Origin of the sequence: Bradyrhizobium sp. SZCCHNR1053 (genome assembly GCF_032381235.1) — a bacterium.
GTDB lineage: Bacteria > Pseudomonadota > Alphaproteobacteria > Rhizobiales > Xanthobacteraceae > Bradyrhizobium.
This window is the reverse complement of record NZ_JAUHJM010000004.1, coordinates 369,425-391,129: the sequence shown is the minus strand read 5'-3', so window position 1 is coordinate 391,129 and position 21,705 is coordinate 369,425. Positions and strand designations below refer to the sequence as shown.

16 protein-coding genes are annotated in these 21,705 nt (G+C 65.0%); 8 read left to right on the top strand and 8 right to left on the bottom strand.

From position 1 onward, the window contains the following. Positions 1–51 precede the first annotated feature (51 nt). Complete coding sequence (locus tag QX051_RS13785) at positions 52–2,652, bottom strand: MMPL family transporter (RefSeq protein WP_315776489.1); 2,601 nt, start codon at positions 2,650–2,652, stop codon at positions 52–54. Positions 2,653–3,140: 488 nt separating this feature from the next. On the opposite strand from QX051_RS13785, the gene ispH reads away from it, so the two are divergent. Continuing rightward, positions 3,141–4,073, top strand: a complete 933-nt coding sequence (ispH, locus tag QX051_RS13780; protein WP_315776488.1) for a 4-hydroxy-3-methylbut-2-enyl diphosphate reductase — start codon at positions 3,141–3,143, stop codon at positions 4,071–4,073. A 34-nt stretch (positions 4,074–4,107) separates the two neighbouring features. Continuing rightward, a complete protein-coding gene (gene hpnH, locus QX051_RS13775) occupies positions 4,108–5,256 on the top strand; it encodes an adenosyl-hopene transferase HpnH (protein ID WP_315714889.1) in 1,149 nt (382 codons plus the stop codon). A gap of 108 nt (positions 5,257–5,364) precedes the next feature. Here the strand turns inward: hpnH and QX051_RS13770 are convergent, their stop codons facing one another. From QX051_RS13770 to QX051_RS13750, 5 genes are all read right to left on the bottom strand, one after another. Next, on the bottom strand, positions 5,365–6,129 hold the full coding sequence (locus QX051_RS13770; protein WP_409998094.1) for a phosphorylase: 765 nt from the start codon (positions 6,127–6,129) through the stop codon (positions 5,365–5,367). Between the two features lie 344 nt (positions 6,130–6,473). Continuing rightward, positions 6,474–7,724, bottom strand: a complete 1,251-nt coding sequence (hpnE, locus tag QX051_RS13765; RefSeq protein WP_315776487.1) for a hydroxysqualene dehydroxylase HpnE — start codon at positions 7,722–7,724, stop codon at positions 6,474–6,476. Continuing rightward, positions 7,724–8,563 carry a presqualene diphosphate synthase HpnD gene (gene hpnD / locus QX051_RS13760; RefSeq protein WP_315737295.1) on the bottom strand — a complete coding sequence of 280 codons (840 nt, stop codon included), beginning with the start codon at positions 8,561–8,563 and terminating at the stop codon, positions 7,724–7,726. The genes hpnE and hpnD overlap by 1 nt, the downstream gene beginning before the upstream one ends. Next, positions 8,560–9,438 (bottom strand): squalene synthase HpnC, encoded by an 879-nt coding sequence (gene hpnC / locus QX051_RS13755; protein WP_315737294.1) that lies wholly within the window; start codon positions 9,436–9,438, stop codon positions 8,560–8,562. The genes hpnD and hpnC overlap by 4 nt, the downstream gene beginning before the upstream one ends. Positions 9,439–9,662: 224 nt before the next feature. Continuing rightward, the gene (locus QX051_RS13750) at positions 9,663–9,899 is read right to left on the bottom strand and encodes a hypothetical protein (protein WP_315714894.1); all 237 of its coding nucleotides are present in this window, start codon (positions 9,897–9,899) and stop codon (positions 9,663–9,665) included. Between the two features lie 476 nt (positions 9,900–10,375). Here QX051_RS13750 and QX051_RS13745 point away from each other — a divergent pair, with 476 nt between their 5' ends. Continuing rightward, complete coding sequence (locus QX051_RS13745) at positions 10,376–10,870, top strand: hypothetical protein (protein WP_315737293.1); 495 nt, start codon at positions 10,376–10,378, stop codon at positions 10,868–10,870. A gap of 300 nt (positions 10,871–11,170) precedes the next feature. Here QX051_RS13745 and QX051_RS13740 read toward each other — a convergent pair whose 3' ends face one another. Both QX051_RS13740 and QX051_RS13735 read right to left on the bottom strand, forming a co-directional pair. Continuing rightward, a complete protein-coding gene (locus tag QX051_RS13740; protein ID WP_315776486.1) occupies positions 11,171–13,528 on the bottom strand; it encodes an efflux RND transporter permease subunit in 2,358 nt (785 codons plus the stop codon). A 393-nt stretch (positions 13,529–13,921) separates the two neighbouring features. Next, a complete protein-coding gene (locus tag QX051_RS13735) occupies positions 13,922–15,508 on the bottom strand; it encodes a B12-binding domain-containing radical SAM protein (protein ID WP_315776485.1) in 1,587 nt (528 codons plus the stop codon). A 583-nt stretch (positions 15,509–16,091) separates the two neighbouring features. Here QX051_RS13735 and QX051_RS13730 point away from each other — a divergent pair. The 5 genes from QX051_RS13730 (at position 16,092) to nhaD (ending at position 21,704) form a co-directional block, all read left to right on the top strand. Further along, the gene (locus tag QX051_RS13730) at positions 16,092–17,828 is read left to right on the top strand and encodes a methyl-accepting chemotaxis protein (protein ID WP_315776484.1); all 1,737 of its coding nucleotides are present in this window, start codon (positions 16,092–16,094) and stop codon (positions 17,826–17,828) included. A gap of 89 nt (positions 17,829–17,917) precedes the next feature. Further along, positions 17,918–18,538 carry a GTP cyclohydrolase I FolE gene (folE, locus tag QX051_RS13725; RefSeq protein WP_315776483.1) on the top strand — a complete coding sequence of 207 codons (621 nt, stop codon included), beginning with the start codon at positions 17,918–17,920 and terminating at the stop codon, positions 18,536–18,538. Between the two features lie 203 nt (positions 18,539–18,741). Beyond that, a complete protein-coding gene (locus QX051_RS13720; protein ID WP_315776549.1) occupies positions 18,742–19,287 on the top strand; it encodes a sigma-70 family RNA polymerase sigma factor in 546 nt (181 codons plus the stop codon). Next, positions 19,284–19,934 (top strand): ChrR family anti-sigma-E factor, encoded by a 651-nt coding sequence (locus QX051_RS13715; RefSeq protein ID WP_315737288.1) that lies wholly within the window; start codon positions 19,284–19,286, stop codon positions 19,932–19,934. Before QX051_RS13720 ends, QX051_RS13715 begins: the two co-directional genes overlap by 4 nt. Before the next feature lie 486 nt (positions 19,935–20,420). After that, the gene (gene nhaD, locus QX051_RS13710; RefSeq protein WP_315776482.1) at positions 20,421–21,704 is read left to right on the top strand and encodes a sodium:proton antiporter NhaD; all 1,284 of its coding nucleotides are present in this window, start codon (positions 20,421–20,423) and stop codon (positions 21,702–21,704) included. Position 21,705: the final 1 nt, after the last annotated feature.

Genomic DNA, 21,705 nt, shown 5'->3' with positions numbered 1-21,705 from the left:
CACCCGAACAAAAAAGCGGCCGAGAGATCGGCCGCTTTTTCTATTCCGGGATCACGAGCCCTCTTGCTCCTTGATCTCGCGAGGCTTGCCCATCAGCGCCGGCTGGAACAGCAGCACGGCGGCGAGCGTGGTGACCAGCGACAGCGCCAGCAGCTTGCCCATGCTGGACGTTCCGGGATGGCTCGACAGCCACAGGCTGCCGAACGCGGTCGCCGTCGTCAGCGCGCTGAAGAAGATCGCCCGGGTCAGGCTGGTCTGCAGCAGGTTGGTGCGGCCGCCGCGCCACGCCACCACGTAGTAGATCTTGAACGCGACGCCAATGCCAAGCAGGAGCGGCAGGGCGACGATGTTGGCGAAGTTCAGCGGCAGCTTGATCAGCACGCAGATCTCCAACGTCACGGCGCCTGCGACCAGCAGCGGCACGATCGTCATCAGCACGTCGGTGAAGCGCTTCAAGGTCACCCACAACAGGAGGCTGATCACGACCAGCGAGTAGATGCCGGCGTGGATGAATGCCTTCACGATCGTGTCACCTGACTTCAGGATCGACACCGGCCCGCCGATCGCATTGGGCTCGGCCGCCAGCACCGCGTTGGCAAATCGCCTGAGATTGTCGTTGTCATTCGGATCCCCCTTCGGCTGCGCCTCGACCCGAATCAATCCGTCCTTGCTCTTCCACTGCGACACCAGCTCCGGTGGCAGGTTCGCGAGGCTGACGGGCTGCGCCTGCAACGTGGCGCCAAGCTGCGCCAGCGTGATCTTCCACGGCTCGACGAACACCGCCTGCGCCTTGTTGCGCACCGCTTCGCTGGCGCCCGCGAGCCTGGCAAGCGCGTCGGCGAGCCGCCGCGACGCGACCGCGCCCGGCCCACTGCTCTCGCCCGCGGTGCGCCGGAGATTGTCGACGGTCGAGTTCAGGGCGTCCACATTCTCCTTGTCGCTTGGCGCCGCATCGATCTGGTCCGGATTGAGCGCAGGCCCCAGCACCTTCGCGCCCTGCGCGATCAGCTTCAGCTTGGCCGGCTGGTCCTCGGGGACGAAGCTGTCGAGCGACATCACGCGCGCCACTTCGGGGAGCTTCCCGAGCTTGGCCTCGATCGCCTTGGCCTCGGTCTCGGAGCGCGTCAGCACGTCGATCGCGTTGGCGCCCGTGTTCGGATCCTTTCGCAGGTCGAGATAGGTCGCGATCGACTCGGCGCGCGGATTGCGCAGGTTCATCGGGTTGAAGTCGAACTTCATGTAGTAGAGCAGCGGCAGGCCGGCGACGACCAGGCCGAGCGTGCCGACGATGATCGGCACCCGGTGCTTCTCCAGGAAATGATCGACAGGCGCCAGGAAGGCGTAGCCGACCGGCTCCTTCTCGCCGGGCGGATTGAGAATCCTCAGCAGGGCCGGCAGCACCGTGATCGACGACAGGAACGCGATGATCATGCCGGCGCCGGCGATGGCACCGAGCTCGGAGATGCCCTTGTAGTCGGTCGGCAGGAAGCACAGGAAGCCGGCAGCCGTCGCCATCGCCGCAAGCGACAGCGGCACGGCGGAGCGGCGCGCTGCTTCCGCCAGCGCCTCAGGCAGATTGTCGTTCTTGAAGCGCTCGGAACGGTAGCGGACGCTGAACTGGATGCCGAAATCGACGCCCAGGCCGATGAACAGCACGGCGAACGCGACCGACAACAGATTCAGGGAGCCGACCATCATCAGGCCAACGGCCGTGGTGAGGGCGAGGCCGATGAACAGGTTGATGAACACGGCCGAGATGATCTTGGCCGAATGCAGCGCCAGCCACAGGATGATCAGCACGACGATCACGGTGCCGATGCCGTTGACGACGGCGCCCTCCTGCACGGTGGCGTATTCCTCGTTGGCGATCGGCACCGGCCCGGTCAGCCGCACGCGCGCATGAAAACGGTTCGGGAAATCGAGCTCGACCGCGGCCTGCCGGATCGCATCGGTGGCGGCCTTGCCCGGCTCGAGCGCCTGGTAGTCGAGGATCGGCTTGAATTGGATGAAGGCGCGCTTGTCACTGTCTTCGAGCGGCTTGTCGGAGATCAACTGGCGCCAGGAGAAGGTCGCATCGCCCTTGTCGAGCACGGTCTCGACGGTCTGGGAGATGTAGTCGAACGGCCGCGCGACGTTGTCGAGCTTGACTTGCCCGCGCTTGACGCCGGCAAGGCCGGTCTCCAGCGCACCGGTCAGGCCGCGGATCGAGGGGTCCCCGGCCATGATCTCGACCAGCGGTGCCGCCGCCGCGAACTGGTCCGTCAGTTGCTTGACCTCCTCGGTCGGCAGGAACAGCAGGCCGTTCCTGGCGAAGAACTCGCCGCCGCCGAGCAGCTCGACCGATGAGAAGTTCGCGGTGTCGCCCTTGAGCTTCTTGGCGAGCGCATCGGCCGCCACACCTGTCATCTCGGGCGTCGCCGCTTCGACCACCGCCAGGATCATCCGATCGCGATCGAAGGCCTGCTCGTACTGCTGGTCGCGCTTGCGCCAGTCGAGCTCGGGCGAAATGAGCTTGTTGATGTCGGTATTGATGGAGAAATGACGCGCCGTATAGAAGCCCGCGCCTACGGAGAGCAGCAGGGCCGCAATCAATGTCGGCCAGGCAAACCGGGTGCAGGCCTTGACGATCGAGACGACAAACGTGGTCAGCACTTCGTGACTTTCTAATGTTTAGAGAGCTGGGCGGAAACGTCCGCTTCATGGCGGAGTTCCCCGATCAGGGCGAGCCCCGGACGCACACATCCTGAGCGGCGCCCCGACCCGGCCTGGCCCAACCTTTGAAGACGAGGATGGTCCCTCGACGGCGGATCAGGTCGAACGATGCACGGAACCGTCGGGGCGGCTGATATAGCGGCTGTTCTCGGCGGTAAAGTGACGAACGAGTGAGAGCATAACCAACTCAATTAATTGATCTAATTTATAATTACTAAATTACCTGCGGCCTGTCGCGGGCTGTGTGCGACGGGTCACATGCGAGCGACTTGCAGACTGGCTTTCCTCTTCGCTCGATTTTTGACACAAAGCCCTGCGCTTCCATCGGTGTGGCGGGCAATTGGGGCATTCGCTGGTGCGAATATTGCAGCCCCGTCGCACGCACGGAGGTGCCGGGTCGAAAGTGAGGCAACGTGGCTGGACGTCCCATGCAGGTGTATCTCGCGCAGCCGCGCGGTTTTTGTGCTGGAGTCGTGCGTGCGATCGAGATCGTCGAGCGCGCGCTGGAGAAGTATGGCCCGCCGGTCTATGTGCGTCATGAGATCGTCCACAACAAGCACGTGGTGGAGAGCCTGAAGGCCAAGGGCGCCATCTTCGTCGAGGACCTCTCCGAGGTGCCGCCGCGCGCCGTCACCGTGTTCAGCGCCCACGGTGTCGCCCGGACGGTGGAGGAGGAAGCCGCCGCCCGCGGGCTGCCGGTGCTCAATGCCACCTGCCCGCTGGTGACCAAGGTCCACAACCAGGGCAAGCGCTACATGTCCAAAGGCCGTACCCTGGTACTGATCGGCCATGCCGGCCACCCGGAGGTCGAGGGAACCATGGGTCAGGTTCCCGGCCCGGTCTATCTGGTCCAGAACGTCGCCGACGTCGCCGCCCTGCCCCTGCCCCTGCCGGTCGACACCCCCATGGCCTATATCACCCAGACCACGCTCAGCGTGGACGACACCAGGGACATCATTTTAGCCCTTCAAGCCCGCTTTACAGACCTTCAAGGTCCCGATATCCGGGATATCTGCTATGCGACACAGAACCGGCAATCTGCGGTAAGGGACTTAAGCAAGCTGGTGGACGTCATCCTGGTGGTGGGCGCCGCCAACAGCTCCAACTCGAACAGACTGCGCGAGATCGGCACCGAGGCCGGGGTCGCAAGCTATCTGATCGCTGATGGCAGCGAGCTCGATCCGGTTTGGCTGAAGGACGCCAAGGCCGTCGGCATCACCGCCGGCGCCTCGGCCCCCGAAGTCCTCGTCGACGACGTCATCGAAGCCCTGCGGCGCATCGGACCGGTTGAGGTCGCGGTGGTCCCGGGGCGGGAAGAAAACATCGAATTCCGCCTGCCGGCCGAGCTGGTCGCGGGCTGATCGGTCCTCGTTTGGTCCAGAAAGAAGAGACGTAATGGCAATCCCCTTCCATAAGGAACTGCGTATCGGGGCCTATCTGATGAAGCAGAAGCTTCTCGGCCGGAAACGCTATCCGCTCGTGCTGATGCTGGAGCCGCTGTTTCGCTGCAACCTGGCGTGTGCCGGCTGTGGCAAGATCGACTATCCCGATGCGATCCTCAACCGCCGCATGAGCGCGCAGGAGTGCTGGGACGCGGCCGACGAATGCGGTGCGCCGATGGTGGCGATCCCCGGCGGCGAGCCGCTGATCCACAAGGAGATCGGCGAGATCGTGCGCGGCCTGGTCGCCCGCAAGAAGTTCGTCTCGCTCTGCACCAACGCGCTGCTGCTCGAGAAGAAGCTCGATCTGTTCGAGCCCTCCCCCTACCTCTTCTTCTCGGTGCATCTCGACGGCCTGCGCGAGCATCACGATAAGGCGGTCTCGCAGAAGGGCGTGTTCGACCGCGCCGTCTCCGCGATCAAGGCCGCCAAGGCGCGCGGCTTCACCGTCAACGTCAACGCCACGGTGTTCGACGGCCATCCCGCCGAGGAGATCGCCAAGTTCCTGGACTTTACGACCGAGCTCGGCGTCGGCGTCACCATGTCGCCCGGCTATGCCTATGAGCGCGCGCCGGACCAGGAGCACTTCCTCAACCGCACCAAGACCAAGCAGCTGTTCCGCGACGTCTTCAAGCTCGGCAAGGGCAAGAAGTGGAATTTCATGCATTCCGGTCTGTTCCTCGACTTCCTGGCCGGCAACCAGGAGTTCGAGTGCACCCCCTGGGGCATGCCTGCGCGCAACATCTTCGGCTGGCAGAAGCCCTGCTATCTGCTCGGCGAAGGCTACACCAAGACCTTCAAGGAGCTGATGGAGACCACCGACTGGGACTCCTACGGCACCGGCAAGTACGAGAAGTGCGCCGACTGCATGGCGCATTGCGGCTACGAGGCCACCGCCGCCAATGCGGCCCTGACCAACCCGATCAAGGCGATGTTCGTGTCACTGCGCGGCATCAAGACCGAGGGTCCGATGGCGCCGGAGATCGATCTCTCCAAGCAGCGCCCGGCGCAGTACGTGTTCTCGTCGGAGGTGCAAAAGCGCCTCTCCGAGATCCGTCACGACGAGGCGATCGAGGCGCAGCAGAAGGCCTCGACGGCCGCCTGATCTTCACGGCTCTGATCAATCAAAAGGCCGCCGAGTGATCGGCGGCCTTTTTCATTGAACTGATCTCTGGATCGGGATGAACGCTACGCTCCGCGATGAGCAAACGGCTCACGCCTCGGCAGCGGCCAGCGTCTCGGTCTCGAGGAAATGCTCAGCTGCCAGCATGCCGCTCAGCAGCAGGTCGCGGGCGCCGCGCAGCGAGCGCAGGGCGCGATTGAACTCGATGCCCGTCGACACCAGGCCGCGCAGCACGGCCGGATTGCGGGCGACACCGCGCAGGATCATCGGCAGGTCGATGTCGCCGTTCGGCTTGATGGCGTCCTTGGCGAGCGACGGCAAGGTGCGATGGGCGGGATCGGAGATCACCCGCAGCGCCGCGAACGGCAACCCGTACTCGGCAGCATAGGCGGCGGCGATGTGGCTCTCCATGTCGACCGCGGCCGCCCCGGTCTTCATGCGCAGCGCCGCCTTGCGGGCCTGGGCCACGACAACCTCCTCGGCCCCGGCCAGCACGCCGCGCACGACGCGGCGCTTCTTCAGGGCGGCGCGGGCGATGTGCTCCTCACGCAGGGAGAGCCCAGACAGCCAACGGGCATCGCCCGCGGTCACCTCGGTGGCGACGACGATGTCGCCGGCCTTGAGGCTCGGGTCGAGGCCACCGGCCACGCCAAAGCTGACGACGCCGCGGATCGAGGTCGGATCGAACACGGTGAGCAGCGAGCGCAGCTGCCTGGGGTCGCTCGAGCTGCAGATCACCATCATGCCGGGCCCGGCAGCAATCCGGGCCTCCTGCACCAAGCCCGTCACGACCAAGACCGGCCGCGGATCAATCGGGCGATCCGCGGACGTATCGTCCCCCATCCCCAACTTCACAATCCGACCCCTGACACCTTCTCGGACGTCGCGTGATCCGACGTCTCCGTCTCTTGTTCCAAAGCCTCAGCCACGGCGGCGCCAGAGCGGAAAGGCCTTAACAAACCGAGGATTACGCAGAAAAAATCCGCGAGGAAACCCCGTTTGCGCCGCACTGCACCCGTACCCGATGCGTTTTTTGCCTGGTGTTGCCATTTGGCCCCGCCGATCCCTGTTCCGCCCTGGAACAAATTGCGCCGGCGCCACCAAGCGTGGAACTTTAAGCAAGAACTACGCCACGAAAATGTGAGACTCGCGGCGCGGGCGGCATGACGACGCGGCCAGATTCGGCCGCCGCTGCACCGTCAGCCGTGCCCGAGCAGGAGATTCGCAGCACGGTCGCCGGAGCGGACGGAGCCCTCGATGGTCGCCGGCAGGCCGGTATCGGTCCAGTCTCCGGCCAGAGCGAGATTGCCGAACGCCGTCTTCACTCCGGGTCGGAGCGCGTTCTGCTCCGGCGTCGCCTCGAAGGTGGCGCGACGCTCGCGCACGATCTGCCACGGCGGCAGCTCCGCCTTGATCCCGGCGGCCTTGCAGACGTCGGCCCAGATCGCGGCGGCGAGCTCCTCGCGCGGAATGTCGACCAGCCGATCGCCATTGCTGATGGTGACCGAGAGCCGCTGCGGGAAGGCGAACAGCCATTCGACCAGGCCGCCGACCACCCCGAGCAGAGCTGGTGCATCGCGCGGCGGCGTGATGCGGAAATGGGCATTGACGATGGCGCGATATTTCGTCGGCCCCGTGAGCCCCGGCAGCAGGGCCATCGCCGGCCGCGGCGGCACGGCGAGCACCACGACGTCGGACGGACCGAGCGCGACCGTTTCATCGCCGCCGAACCTGAGCCCGGTGACGCGACCACCCGCATCGTCGAGGCCACGCAGCTCGCGGCCGATCCGGACGCTGCCGCCCTTGCCTTCCAGGAATTTCACGGCCGGATCGATCAGCACGCCCGACAGGCCATCGCGCGCGATCAGGGGCCGGCAGGCCTGGCCGCCGGCGAGCAAGGTCTCGCGGACGATGGCGCCGGCAAGCCCCGCCGAGCCTTCCGGCGGATCGCAGTTCAGTGCCGCGAGCAGCAGCGGCTGCACCAGGCGGTCGTACAGCGTGCCCTTGCAGGGAATCGTGCTGCCGATCGTCTTGGACGTACCGGCCCAGATCAGCGGCGACAGCGCGAGGTAGTCGCCGAGCTTGGTATCCGGCACGCGGCGGCCCTCGTCGAACACCCACAGCGGCAGGCGGCCGTTGCCGAGATCGAGCAGCCAGCGCTGGCCGCTCCGGATGTCGACGAAGGCGAACTGCGCCTTCTCCGGCCCGACCAGCCCCGCTTCCGAGCCGATCGCGCGGGCATAGGACAGCACGTGATGATTGGCCGACAGCAGCAAATGGTTGCCGTTGTCGATCACCAGGTCGGTCGCGGCGTCGTAATAGGACCGGCAGCGGCCGCCGAGCTGCTGCGTGGCCTCGTGGACGTGCACGATGTAGCCCGCATTGGCGAGCCGCACGCCGGCGGAAAGGCCGGACACGCCGGCGCCGATGATGTGAGCGGTCTTTTGCATCAGATGATTGCGTAACGGAGGATGATGCCGATCTTCGTGAGCTTGCTCACGCGCACGGGCTCGCGCGGCAGCGCGAAGCCGCGCTCGAGCAGGAGGTCGAACACGGCGCGGTAGTATTTCGACATGATGCGCGGCGCCCGCACGGCGCGCCGGCGGTTGCGCCGCATGATCTCGTCGGCCTTCTCGAAATGCGTCTTGGCCCTGACGGCAACCGAGTTGCAGACCTTGGGCAGCGCCCGCTCCTGCGTCACCTTGGCCGGATCATCGCCGGTGATTCCGGCGAACAGCAGCGCCTCGCGCGGCAGATAGAGCCGGCCGATGGCCGCGTCCTCGTCGATGTCGCGCAGGATGTTGGTGAGCTGCAGCGCGCGGCCGAGATGGTGGGCCAGCAGGATGCCGTCCTCCTCGGGCATGCCGAAGATGCGCACCGAGAGGCGGCCGACCGCGCTCGCGACCCGGTCGCAATAAAGGTCCAGCGTGGCGAGATCTGGCGCGCGGATCTCCTGCGGCACGTCCATCTCCATGCCGTCGATGATGGCGAGGAAATCCTCCCGCTTCAGGCCGAACGTCTTCACCGCGGCGACGTAGTCGTGCAGCCGCGGCGGCGGGTTACCCTGGTAGAGCGCGTCGATGTCGTCGCGCCATTTCTGCAGCGCCGCCAGCCGCTCGGGCCGCGGCCCGTCGGAATCGGCGATGTCGTCGACCTCGCGGCAGAAGCTGTAAACCTGGAACATCGCATCGCGCTGGGCGCGCGGCAGGATGCGCATGGCGGCATAGAACGAGCTGCCGGACGCCGCCGTGCCGTGATCGATATTGTCTGCGGTCGCCTCGAGGGTCATGCGCCGGCTGCCGATTTGGTGGCGGGATGACGCCCGGCCACGCGGCGGCCGATCTCGCCCATCACCGACGTGAAGGTGAGACCAAGCATGCCGACGGGCGACAGGTGCACGCGCTCACTCAGTGGATCGCGCACCTTCAGCAGCGCCACGATACGGTCAGCGAAAGCCTGGATCACGGCGATCTCCAGTCCGAAACGGAAATCCTTGACGCCGCTGTTGAGGTCCCTGCCCTCATCGAGCAGCGCCGCGTTACGCACCGCGAGCTTCTGCAGGCAGGCCAGCAGTTGCGGCGGCGATCTGGACTCGCCGAGCATCTCGACGGTGGCGCCGGCTTCCGCCAGCGCATCGCGCGGCAGGTACACGCGGTTGAGCGCCTTGTAGTCCTTGCCGCAGTCCTGCAGGTGGTTGTTGATCTGCAGCCCGGCGCAGATCGCGTCCGAGGCCGGCCAGGTCGCGGTGGACTCGCCGTGCACATCGAGCATGAAGCGGCCGACCGGCATCGCCGAGTAGCGGCAGTAGTGGATGACCTCGTCCCAGTTCTCGTAACGCAGCTTGGTCACGTCCATCCGGAAGGCAACCAGCAGATCGAGCGCATGCCGGGGCGGCATGCCGCGTTCGGCGAGCGCCCGGCGCAGGCTGACGGCGACATCCTGGGTCTCGCCGGTCCCGGTCAGCTCGGCTTCGAGCAGATCGAGCAGCCGCAGCTTCTCCTCGCCCGGCAGGCTCGGATGATCGGCGATGTCGTCGGCGGTTCGCACGAAATTGTAGAAGGCGAGGATCAGCGCCCGGTGCTCTGGACGGATGATCCAGGAGGCCACCGGAAAGTTCTCGTCCCGGTGTGTCTTGCCGGATCGCAAATCGCTCGCGGTGGTCATGGACGAAACAGCTATCAGGTTGAAAGGGCGCTACCGAAAACAATGCCCGCCGCTTCGCTCATGCGAACGGATTGCTCGCCCCCATATAGGCGAAGATCCAGCCAAAACCAATGCAATCGATGTCGGGCAGCCCATAGGATCGAACCGCCGCCCCTTCCCTGAGGGGCGGGCCGGCGGTCGTTAACCAAAAGAGTTCGGAAACAACCGTTCCGAACGGCAACCGCTTACTGGTTGTGGGTCTTCAGCACCTGATCGCAGGCCGGGCTGATCTTGGGGCGGTTCTCCTTCAGGCACGCAAGGATCGTGAAGTCACCCTGATCGATGACGGCACGGCAGAACTTCTGAACGTCACGCGTGCAGGCCGCCTGCTCTTCGGGCGTGCCGCCGCGGCCTTGCGCGAACGCGCCGGTGGAAACGGACACCGACGACAGCAGGGAAAGTGCCAGGAAAATCTTACGCATCGTGTTCCTTCATTTTGACAGCAGAGGAGACCTCCCGGATCGCCGATGCTGCCCGGGAAACACCTGTTTGGTTTGGCAAGGACCGCAAGCCCCCCAGCGCCGGAGGTACGCTGCCAAATGCGGCCAAATTTGCGCCCTATGATCCCGAGCGGATCAAGCTCGGAGATCACAGCTTTGGCACAAACAAGGCGTTGATACTAGGGCGTTATTCTCGGAACACGTTTTTCGCATTTGGCTGTTGCAAGCATGCCGCGCGGACCGTTAGATGCAGCGCCGTCGAGGCGGCTTGCGTGCAGCCGTCTTGCGAGGACGACCATTCGGCGCCGACCCGTCGCACGGTGTCGGCGGGCATCATGGCATCCGGTCGCAGCGCCCGACCGGCCGTCATTTGAACCTAACCTTCGGCGAGAACACCAAGTGTTCGAAGCGGCGGCGTACGCCGACACAGCGGTGTCATTTTGGATGGGAAACTCGATATGAAACTGTTCGGCTCACCTTTCTCTGGGCGCGTCGTCAAGGCCGCCGGTCTCGGAGCGGCATTGTTCGTGGCGGCGACCGCGGTTCAGGCTCAGTCGGGCCCGTTCGCAGGCTTCGACGGGTCGTGGTCGGGCAACGGTACGGTCGCGCTGTCCGACGGCACCACCGAGCGCATCCGCTGCAAGGCCAGCTACAAGGTGGCCGGCGCCAATCTGAAGCAGAGTCTGCAATGCGCCAGCGACAGCTACAAGTTCCTCCTGACCAGTGACGTCACCAGCCAGGGCGATCGCATCTCCGGCAACTGGAGCGAATCCAGCCGCAACGTGAACGGCGAGCTGCAGGGCACCGCCGGCAACGGCCAGATCGACGTGTTCGTGCAGGCCGCCGGCTTTGCCGCCAGCATCACCCTGAGGACCAGCGGCAACAAGCAGGTCGTGCAGATCTCCTCCAAGGGCGAGATCCGCGGCGTCAACATCACGATGTCGAAGACCTGAACGGTCGCGACATCGTCAGCAACGGAATGCGCGAACGGCCCTGACGACGTCAGGGCCGTTTTGTTTTTTGAGACATCAGAGACCATGAGCATTGGGCCCCCCGCTGTCGTCGCCCGGCTCGCCGCCTTCGCTAAGGCTCCGGCGCGCCCTTGAACTCATGGCCGCGTCGAAGGCGCAGACGGGACCGGGCGACCCAGCATCCAGAGGCAGTCGTGACTAAGCCGATAAGCCGCGGCGTACTGGATCGCCCGCGTCGTACGCGGGCGATGACAGTGTTGGACTGGGCTTAGATCACGCCCCTCACACCGGCTTGCGCTTCAGCTTCTGCGACAGGTTGATCAGGAACATCGCGGTCGGGCGGAGGATGAAGAGGTCCGCGAACAGCGCCGCCACCATCGAGAACGCGCTGAGCCAGCCGAACAGCCGCAGCGACGGCAGATCCGAGAACACGGTGACGACGAGGCCGCAGGCCAGCACCACCGTGGTGAGGATCAGCGCCGGTCCGACCAGCACGGTGGCACGCTCCACCGCGACCGCGGCGCTGACGCCGGGCGCACTCTCCATCCGCAGCCGGTTCAGGAAGTGGATGGTGGCCGACAGGCCGAGGCCGAAGGAGACCGTGAGCGCCACCACGCTGGCAAATTGCAGCCCCTCCCCCATCGCCCACAACAACGTCCCGGACATCACCACCGGGAAGATGCCGGGCAGGATGCAGGCGAGCATCACCACCCAGGAGCGGAAGGCGAGCCCGATGAACATCGCCACCAGCGCGAACTCGATGGTGAGCCCGTGATTGAGCTTCTGGATCATGCTGGCGGAGTTGCGCGCGGCGATGGCGGCAAGGCCGGTGACCGCGATCTCAAAGCCGGGGTGCTTCTTCCTGACCGTGTCGAGCTCATGATCAAGCTTGTCGACCACCGGCAGCAGCTGGCTGGAATCCAGATCGGGAACGCGGCCGGCGACCACCACCGCATCCTGCTCCTTGTCGATGAAGCGGCGCACCAGATGCTCGGGGATCAGATTGACGTATTCCTGCAGCGTCGCCGTATCGGACGAGCCGGCCTTCTCGGCCAGCCAGCGCCTGAGCGTCTCGACCGACCAGACGTTGCCGACACCGGCAGTCTTCTCGACCGTGGCGTGGACGTCGGCGATGGTCTGCAACGTCTCCGGCGCATAGAGCGAGGCGCCCTTGGGAAACTGGATCAGCACATTGACCGGATTGGCGCCGGTGAGCTTGGCATCGAGCCGGTTGCTCGCCGCCACTGCCTGGCGCTTGTCCGGCACCTGGTCGGCGAGCCGGTAGCGCGGCTCCAGGCTCGCATAGACCACCGCGAGCGAGCCGACGAACACCACCGCGATCAGGCTGAACAGGCCGGGACGACCGACCATGCGCACCGCGATCCAGTAGCAGAAATTGCGCAGCGCCTGCACGCCGGCATCGGCCCCCTGGAATTTGACCGCGAACGTCTTCTCGTTGCGCACCAGCAGCACGCCGAACACCGGCACCAGCGACAGCACCGCGACCAGCGCGATGATGGTGGCGGCAAGCCCCGCCTCGCCGAACTTGCGGATCAGGTCGCTGTCGGAGAACTGCAGGGCGATGAAGGAAATGCCGGCGGTGGCGTGGGTCAGCACGCAAGCCGGGCCGACGACCAGCACGGCGTTCTTGAACGCCGTCACCTTGTCCTGCCCTGCGATCAGGCGGTCGCGGGCGGCGAAGGTGAGCTGCATCGAATCGGAGAAGCTGATGACCATGATGAGCGGCGTCATCACGTTCAGGAACATGTTGAGATTGAAATTGGCCCAGCCGAGCGCGCCGAGCGCGAGCATGATCGCGATCAGCGGCGGAAACGCCGCCGCGATCATGAAGGAGACCTTGCGGAAGAAGATGATGGCGATGATGCAGCCGGCGAGAATGCCGAGAATGTTGTAGGTCAGCCCGTCACGTTCCACCGCGTTGCGGATCTCGAGCTGCATGACCGGCACGCCGGAAAGCTGGACATTCAGGCCGGTGTCGGCGAGGTTCTCCGCCATCAGCTTCCGGATGTCGCCCACCACCTTCCCGAGATCGTTCGAGGCCACCACCTTGGGCTCGAGCGACAGCACGATCAGGGCGAGCGTGCCGTCCTCCGACAACAGCTTGCCGCGGATGATCTCGTTGGACTTCACCGTTTCGATGAACTTGTCGTAGGCCTCGCCCTCCGGCAGATCCGACGGAAACAGCGCTGCCGGCAGCTTGCCGGGCGCCGGCGCCTGACGGGCCGAGAACAGCGACACCAGGCCACGGGTGCCCTCGACCAGTTGCAGGTCGGTCACGAAGTCACGCAGCTTCTCGAGGTTCTGGCGGGCCAGCAAGGTCTTGCCCTCGACCACGACGAGGACGTCGAATTCCTCGGCCGGGAACTTCTTCGTCACCTCCTCGTACTGGTGGAATTCCTTGCTGTCGGAGCGAAACAGCTGGCTGAGCGAATCGTCGATCTGGATCCGCTTGATGCCGAACACCGCCGCCACGATCAGGACGAGCAGGACGACGCAGGAGAAGATCGGCGCCTTGACCGCGAGGAGGCCGAGCCGCTCGATGCCGAAAGCGATGCTGTCGGCCGGCCGGTGCTCGACCTTCTCGACATGGACTTCGTTGTCGTGCCTGACTTCCAGCATGCGGTGTCCAGTGGTTGGGGGCGGCCTAATTCGGAAGGCCTGAGCGCATAGGGCAGAAATAAGGCCGCTCAGCGAAGCAGAGATGACCGCATTGTGGCCCGCAGCCGAAGCTAATCCTTGAAAACACGTGACAATTCGTCGAGGCCGGGTCTAGCAGGGTTCACTCCCCGGCCGCAACCATGCCCGGCCACACAAGACGGCGAGCCGGTATGGCTTCCGATCACGCCACGATTCTGCCGTGCTTGAAAAGAGCGTGGACGACCCGGACGGACGCGGGGCTCAAAAACCTGAACGACTCAAGGACCGGTATCCGACCGAGCCGTCCCTTGCCCGGGGCAGGCCGCGGCCGGTGCTGGCGAGCGCCACTCGCCGCCCCTGTCCCAGAGAGGACCATCACCCTGCGGGAAGGGCGGCCTCGCGCAGCCGGATCGAGTAGTTCGACGCGTTCTGATTCCCGCGCGAGGCGGCGCGCGCAAACATGATGAGGTGATGCGCGATCAGCGCCACGGCGATGAAATTCTCGATCTCGCCACGCTTGAGCTGGCTCCAGGCAAAGCGCCAGAACGGCCGCTTGTAGTCGCCGAGCACGCCCACCTTCCAGAAGATCTTGCCCATCATGACCAGGCCGCGCCTGATGTTCGGCCAGCTCTTCATCTCGTCGCTGACCGGCACCTTGATGCGTTTGGCGTAGGTGGTGTCGCATTGGTGCTTGTAGCGCGCGAGCAGCCGCTCCGGCTCATAGGCCACCTCCATGCAGCGCCGCCACGCCGTGACCACCTCGTCATAGGGCATCAGGAATTTCACGTTGGAGTCGCGGCCGTCATCGTGGACCAGCCTGCCCTCGCGCTCGAGGCGATCCCACAGCGGCGTCTTCGGCAGCGCCTGCAGCAGATTGATCGTGAGCAGCGGGATCCGGCTCTCCGCGACGAACTGCAGCAGCGCGTCCGCGGTCTGCGGCGTATCGGTGTCCAGCCCCATGATGATACCGGAGACGACCTCCATGCCATAGCCGTTGATGGTCCTGATCCCCTCCAGGATCGGCACCATCATGTTGTGGTCCTTGTGCATCGCCGTCAGCGCATCCGGGTCGGGCGTCTCGATGCCGCAGAAGATGGTGATGAAATAGGCCTCACGCATCTTCTCCAGGATCTCGGGCCGCTTGGCGATGTTGAGCGTGGCCTCGCAGGCGAGCCGCATCACATAGCCGGTGCGCTTCTGCCATTCGATCAGATGCGGCAGCAGGTCCATCGCCGCCTTGCGGTTGCCGATGAAATTGTCGTCGACGAAATAGACCGAGCCGGTGACGCCGCATTCCCTGAGCTTGTCGAGCTCGGCGATGATCTGCTGCGGCGACTTGATGCGCGGGTTGCGTCCATAGAGGCCGGGGATGTCGCAGAACTCGCACTGATAGGGGCAGCCGCTGGAATACTGGATACTGCCGAGAAAGTACTTCTTCACCTCGGCGAGCTCATAGGCCGGCACCGGGAAATCGGTCATCGCCACCCGCTCGTCGGTCCGCAGCACGACCTGCTGCGCAGGCCGCGACGGATCCCGCGCCAGCCGCGCGATCAGCTCGTCGGTGGCATCGCCGAGCTCGCCGACATGCAGATAGTCGAAGCTCGGATAGTAGTCCGGACAGGCGCTGACGGAGGGGCCGCCCAGCGCGACCGGCAGGTCGAACGCATGCGCCCTCTGGCAGATGTCGTTCATCTGCTGACGCTGGATGTGCATTCCGCTGACGAACACCGCTTCGGCCCAGGAGAAATCCTCGTCCTGCGCCGGGCGGATGTTCTCATCGATGAAGCGCACCTGCCAGGAACTTGGAAGATAGGCCGCGATCAGCAGCAGCCCCTGCGGCGGCATGAAGGCCTGGACGCCGTCGGTGAGCGGATAGGCATGCTCGAAGGTTCCGAACGACGAGGTGTAGCGCGGAAACACACAGAGAATGCGACGTACCGTTTCGATGCCCTCGAATCTCATCGACTGCCCCTCGCGACAACCCGCTAACTGGTTACCTTACGGCCGAAGATAAGGCTTCGCCACCCCTTCCGGAAAAGTTGAGTGCGATCGAGCCTTCCGCTCCTGTCGCAGGGCGCAACGTCCCCTCCGCATGCCGGATGCTCGCGCCGTCTGGCCCGATCAGACGCGACCCGACGAGGCGACCTGATCCGATGCATCGCAATGCGGATGGCGGAATGCGAAGGGCGATCTAAAGTTCCAATCAGATGGATCATTGATCGATCGAGCGCAACGACCGTTCCCGGCCGGTCTCCGATCGGCGAACCAATTGGGGAGCGCGTGCGCGGCCGGCCACCGGTTGCAATGCATTTGCAGGGGAACGAGGGGCCTCGAAATGGCGCATGCCCTCCGTAGTCAACCGGATGCCCCGGCGCCCGCCCCTGCTGCGGAGCACCAACTAATCGATTGAAACGCCAAGCGAAGTACGCGGGGGTTGCATAATACTGACGGTGTCAACTTAACGCTTTCTCCATGAAGGTTTTGCATAACTATTAACAATCAAGCGCCTCCTGCGTCGTAGCAAAAACTCGCGGTATCTCACCTCATGACCTCACGCCCGACGTCAACGAATACGGCCACGCGCCAATCCATCGCAGTCAAGCTCTATGCAATCTTCGCGTTGTTTGCGCTATTGACCGCCGCAATCACCTGGCTGTCCGACTACAACTCGCGGCGAGCCACGGAGCTCATCAAGGCCATCGAGACGGCCAATCTCGCCGCTCACAACGTTCAGCTGGTCAACGGCCTCGTCTATGCCGTCGTCATGGAGTCCCGCGGCGTCTATATGTCGACCGACCCCGCCGTCGTAAAACAATACGGCAACGGCTTGCTCAAGTTCAATGCCGACATCCTGAAGGTCGTCGACAAGTGGCAGGCGATCGTACAGGCCGACGACGCCCAGCAATTCGCAACATTCAAGAAGCGGATCGAGCAATTCGTCGAATTCCGCGCCGAACTGGTCCGCCGCGCCAATGAAATCAGCCCGGCCGCGGGACGCGAGTGGGGCGACAACGACGCCAATCGCTCCGTGCGCAAGGCGCTCAACACGGATCTCGAGGCGCTGTCCAAAGTCTATGTCGAGCGCGCAGGAAAGATCGCCGAGGAAACGGCGCTGAACAACAAGCTCTCGCTCGTGCTGACCGGCCTTGGCGGCTTGATGTTGGTTCTGGTCGCAGCCGGCGTGGTGATCATCGCTCGCTCGATCGCTCGGCCGCTGTCTCAGATCACCGATACGATCCGCCGGGTCGCCACCGGCGCCGAGAACGTCGAAGTGCCGTATGCCGGGCGCGCCGACGAGATCGGCGAGCTCGCTCGCGCCATCGGCGTGTTCCAGCAGGCGATGGCCCATAACCGCGACCTCAATGTCCAGGTCTCGCAGGACTCCGAAATCCGCGAAGCCCGGGCCCGCCACATCGAGACCGCGGTCGAGCAATTTCGCACCGCGATCGGCAGCGTGATGCGGACCGTCACCGAGAACGCCGCCGCGATGCGCCAAACCGCCGAGATGATCACGCGGCTGACGGCCGATGCCAACGAGCGCGCGGTCACCGCCGCCGGCGCGACGTCGCAGGCGTCGACCAACGTCTCCGCCGTCGCGAGCGCCGCCGAGGAATTGTCGACGTCCGTCGAGGAGATTGGCCGGCAGATCCGGCAGTCGGCCGGCGCCGTCGAGCAGACCGGCCAACGCACCGAGAAGTCGGTCACGGAGATCGAGGGCCTTGCCGCCGCCACCCAGCGCATCGACGGCGTGCTGACCCTGATCCAGACCATCGCCGAGCAAACCAATCTCCTCGCTCTGAATGCGACCATCGAGGCCGCCCGCGCCGGCGAGGCCGGCCGTGGTTTTGCCGTGGTCGCTCACGAGGTCAAGGCGCTGGCCGGGCAGACGGCCAAGGCGACCGAGGAGATCAGCCAGAACGTCGGCCTGATCCAGGCCTCGACCAAGACCGCGGTCGACGCGGTCCGCGAGATCGGCCAGGCGGTCCGCGGCATCAACGAGATCACCTCGAACATCTCCAATGCGATCCAGCAGCAGGACCAGGCGACGCGGGAGATCTCGGCCAACGCGCAGTCGACCGCCCAGGGCAACCAGACGCTGGTCATGAACATCGACTCGCTCCGCGACGCCATCAGCGAGACCTCGACAGCCGCCGCCTCCGTCCTGTCGGCGTCCGGCGACCTCAACGCGACCGCGCAGACGCTCGCCAACGAGGTCGAGAAGTTCTTCCAGAACCTGCGCTCGGGTCCCTCCGCGGAGATGCGGCTGCGCAAGGCGAGCTGACGGCGGCGAGCCATCGGTTGCGGAAATCGCCCCACAAGACGTGATCCGTTCCGATACCGGAACCGTTTCTTGGTTTTTGGAGAGTCCTCGTGCGCCAGACAGCCAAGAAACTTCCGTTCGCCTGCGACCCGGTTGCGGTCACCCAGGATGACGTCGAGGACGCCATCCGCACCATCCTGACCTGGATCGGCGAGGACCCGTCACGCGAGGGTCTCTCCGAGACCCCGGCCCGCGTCGCGCGGGCCTACAAGAGCTATTTTTCCGGCTATGAGCAGAACCCCGAGGAGTATCTGCGCAAGACGTTCGAGGAGACCGCCGGCTACGACGAGATGGTGCTGTTGCGGAACATCCCGTTCCAGAGCCATTGCGAGCACCACATGGCGCCCATCATCGGCCGCGCCTGGGTCGGCTACGTGCCGCGCAACCGCGTGGTCGGGATTTCCAAGCTCGCCCGGGTCGTCGAGGCCTATGCCAGCCGGCTGCAGATCCAGGAACGCATGACCGCCGAGATCGCCAACATCATCGACGGGGTGCTGCAGCCGCAGGGCGTGGCGGTCGTGATCAAGGCAGCCCATCACTGCATCAGCTCGCGCGGCGTCAAGAAGCACGGGGTCGATCTCACCACCAGCCGCATGCTCGGCTGCTTCCGCACCGAGCCGATGAGCCGCCAGGAGTTCCTGGCGATGGTCAATTCCGACCTGAAGGATTGAGGGTCCGGAAAATCCTCGGCCCGCTGTGATCCAGCCGTCCATGGTCCACGTTATCCAGGATTAAGCAGCGTGCCGGGGACCATGACCACGCGATGAGAGCGGCTGGATTAGCGCAATGGAACGTGGCATCGTCCCGGCATCGATTTGCACGGGCCTTGGGCGCCCGTACCAAGGTGAATGTGAGCAGAGGGCCGAAGGCGACTGTGGATTGGGCTGAATTGATCGGACGCGTCGCCGCGCGCGGCGACCGCGAGGCGTTCAAGGCCCTGTTCGCGCATTTTGCGCCCCGCATCAAAGGTTTCCTCATCAAGACCGGCTGCAACGCCGACGACGCCGAGGAAATCGCCCAATCCACCATGGTGGCGGTGTGGACGAAGGCGGGGCAATTCGATCCATCGACGGCCGGCGCGGCCGCCTGGATCTTCACGATCGCGCGCAACCAGCGGATCGACGCCGCGCGCAAGGCCGCCCGCGACAGCCGGCTGAGCAAGGAGGTCGTGCGCCACGAGGAGGCCGATCCGACGCCCGCAGCCGACCAGATCGTCTCGCGTGTCGAAGATGCCACACGGGTGGCGGCCGCGATCGAAAGATTATCGGTGGAGCAATCCACCGTGATCCGCCTGTCGTTCGTTGAAGAACGACCGCATTCGGAAATCGCGGCAGTGCTCGGCCTGCCGCTGGGTACGGTAAAGTCACGAATCAGACTGGCGATGAATCGCCTGAGAGACCTGTTGGACGACGCGACATGACGATCAGCCACCACCCGCCGGAAGACCTGCTGGCCGACTTCGCCACTGGTGCGCTCGACGAGGCCGAGCGGCTGGTCGTTGGTGTCCATGTCGCCGATTGCGGCCGATGCCAGCGCTTCGTGCGCGCCATCGAGCAGCTCGCCGGCGCCTCGCTGGACGCGGCCGAGCCGGTCGCGACGGGCGCAGATGCTTTCGATGCCGTGATGGCACGCATCGATCGACGCCCGCAGGCGGCGCCGCAGGTGAGCGAGGTCGCCGAGCATGATCCCGAGCTCGCGGATCTGCCCGAGATGGTCAAGCGCTGCAAGATCGGCAAGCGCCGGCGCGTCGCGCCCGGCATCAGCATGCGCCCGATCCTGCTGCCGGGCACCGGCAAATCGCGCGCCTTCCTGCTGCGCTCGGAGCCCGGGGCGCGGATGCTGGAGCATACGCATTCCGGCAATGAGCTGACCTGCGTGCTGAAGGGCAGCTTCAGCCATCTCGGCGGCTATTACGGACCCGGCGACTTCGACTATGGCGACGACGAGGTCGACCATCGTCCGGTGGTCGGTGACGAGGGCCCCTGCCTCTGCCTCGTCGCGATGACCGGCGACCTGCGCATGCACGGCCTGCTCGGCCGCCTCATCAGCCCGTTCGTCCGGCTCTGAATTCCTCCGCCGTCCTTGTGAGCGCAGCGAAGCAATCCAGGGCGACGCGAAGGGCCTGGATTGCTTCGTCGCTTCGTTCCTCGCAATGACGACCGCAAGCATTCGGGTGATCCGCATCTGACTCTGACCCGTTTCCGCTCAGAGAGAGCGCATGGCGGAGAAGGATGCGATCAGCAAGCGCGGATCAGCGGATCAGAAGGATTACGTTGCGCATCTCGGCAGACTTCTGGCCCGTGCCGGACGCAACGATGAGCAAGCTTTTGCCGAGCTCCATGCTGCTACGATCTTGAAGATGCGGAAGACCGTGCGCGCCGCAGCGCGGCCGAGATCCGCGCCATCCGCAGCCACGCCGACGCGATCGCGTCGGCGCTGGTGTAGGACCCGACGCGGTTTCGGTCCCCTGCTTGCTGGCGGACCGCCGATCGGTCATATCTGGGGCGGTTCCACGCTGCCCATGCCGAGATTCATGACCGGAAATCCCCCGCGATGACCGCTGCCATCGTCGCCGTCTTCACGCTCGCCTATGCCGTGGTGGCGCTGGAACACCCGTTCCGGATCAACAAGGCGGCCACCGCCCTGGTCGGCGCCGGCCTGATGTGGACCGTCTACGCCGTCATGGGCGGGACGGCGCCGACGGTCGCGGCCGAGCTCAACGAGTCCGTGGCCTCGACCGCGCAGATCATCTTCTTCCTGATCGGGGCGATGACCATCGTCGAGGTCATCGACGCCCACAACGGCTTCGAGGTCGTGACCTCGCTGATCGGCACCCGCAACCAGGTCACCCTGGTCTGGCTGGTCGGCTTCGTCACCTTCTTTCTCAGCGCCATGCTCGACAACCTCACCACCGCAATCGTGATGGTGTCGCTGATGAAGAAGCTGTCCGGCCGCGACGAGGACCGCCTGGTCTTCGCATCGATCATCGTCATCGCCGCCAATGCCGGCGGCGCCTGGTCGGCGATCGGCGACGTCACCACCACCATGCTGTGGATCGGCGGCCAGATCACGCCGCTCGCGATCATGAAGTCGGTCTTCATCCCCTCGCTCTTGAACCTGCTGGTCCCGCTCGCCGTCGTCAGCTTCACCCTGCGCGGCAAGCAGCTGGTGCCGCCGGCGAGCGCCGGCCTCGCCTCGATCAGCCCGATCCTGCCGTTCGAGCGCAATTTGATGTTCTTCATGGGCCTTGGCATCCTGGTCGCCGTGCCGGTGTTCAAGGCGGTGACCCACCTGCCGCCGTTCATGGGCATCCTGTTCGGCCTTGGCCTCTTGTGGATGGTCGGCGAGATCGTCCATCGCGAGAAGGCCTCCGAGCAGAAGCAGCGCCTGACCCTGGTGCATGCGCTGACCCGGATCGACATGCCCTCGATCGTGTTCTTCATCGGCATCCTGCTGGCAGTCGCCGCGCTCGAGCACACCCACATCCTCGAGGCGCTGGCGCAATGGCTCGACCGTACCGTCGGCCGGCTCGATCTGATCGTGATCGTGCTCGGGCTCGCCAGCGCCGTGATCGACAACGTGCCGCTGGTCGCGGCGTCGATGGGCATGTACAGCCTGAGCCAGTTTCCGCCGGACAGTTTTCTGTGGGAGTTCGTCGCCTATTGCGCCGGCACCGGCGGCTCGATCCTGATCATCGGCTCGGCGGCCGGCGTCGCCGCGATGGGGCTCGAGAACATCCACTTCTTCTGGTACGTGCGCCGCATCAGCGGCATCGCCTTGCTTGGCTATTTTGCCGGCGCCGCCGCCTACGTCATCCAATACAATCTGCTTCATTGAT

Excerpts from the sequence above, each read along its gene's own strand:
- ispH (WP_315776488.1), top strand. The coding sequence starts at position 3,141 with ATGCAGGTGTATCTCGCGCAGCCGCGCGGTTTTTGTGCTGGAGTCGTG.
- hpnH (WP_315714889.1), top strand. The coding sequence starts at position 4,108 with ATGGCAATCCCCTTCCATAAGGAACTGCGTATCGGGGCCTATCTGATG.
- hpnE (WP_315776487.1), bottom strand. The coding sequence starts at position 7,724 with ATGCAAAAGACCGCTCACATCATCGGCGCCGGCGTGTCCGGCCTTTCC.
- hpnD (WP_315737295.1), bottom strand. The coding sequence starts at position 8,563 with ATGACCCTCGAGGCGACCGCAGACAATATCGATCACGGCACGGCGGCG.
- hpnC (WP_315737294.1), bottom strand. The coding sequence starts at position 9,438 with ATGACCACCGCGAGCGATTTGCGATCCGGCAAGACACACCGGGACGAG.
- QX051_RS13750 (WP_315714894.1), bottom strand. The coding sequence starts at position 9,899 with ATGCGTAAGATTTTCCTGGCACTTTCCCTGCTGTCGTCGGTGTCCGTT.
- QX051_RS13745 (WP_315737293.1), top strand. The coding sequence starts at position 10,376 with ATGAAACTGTTCGGCTCACCTTTCTCTGGGCGCGTCGTCAAGGCCGCC.
- QX051_RS13740 (WP_315776486.1), bottom strand. The coding sequence starts at position 13,528 with ATGCTGGAAGTCAGGCACGACAACGAAGTCCATGTCGAGAAGGTCGAG.
- QX051_RS13735 (WP_315776485.1), bottom strand. The coding sequence starts at position 15,508 with ATGAGATTCGAGGGCATCGAAACGGTACGTCGCATTCTCTGTGTGTTT.
- QX051_RS13730 (WP_315776484.1), top strand. The coding sequence starts at position 16,092 with ATGACCTCACGCCCGACGTCAACGAATACGGCCACGCGCCAATCCATC.
- QX051_RS13715 (WP_315737288.1), top strand. The coding sequence starts at position 19,284 with ATGACGATCAGCCACCACCCGCCGGAAGACCTGCTGGCCGACTTCGCC.
- nhaD (WP_315776482.1), top strand. The coding sequence starts at position 20,421 with ATGACCGCTGCCATCGTCGCCGTCTTCACGCTCGCCTATGCCGTGGTG.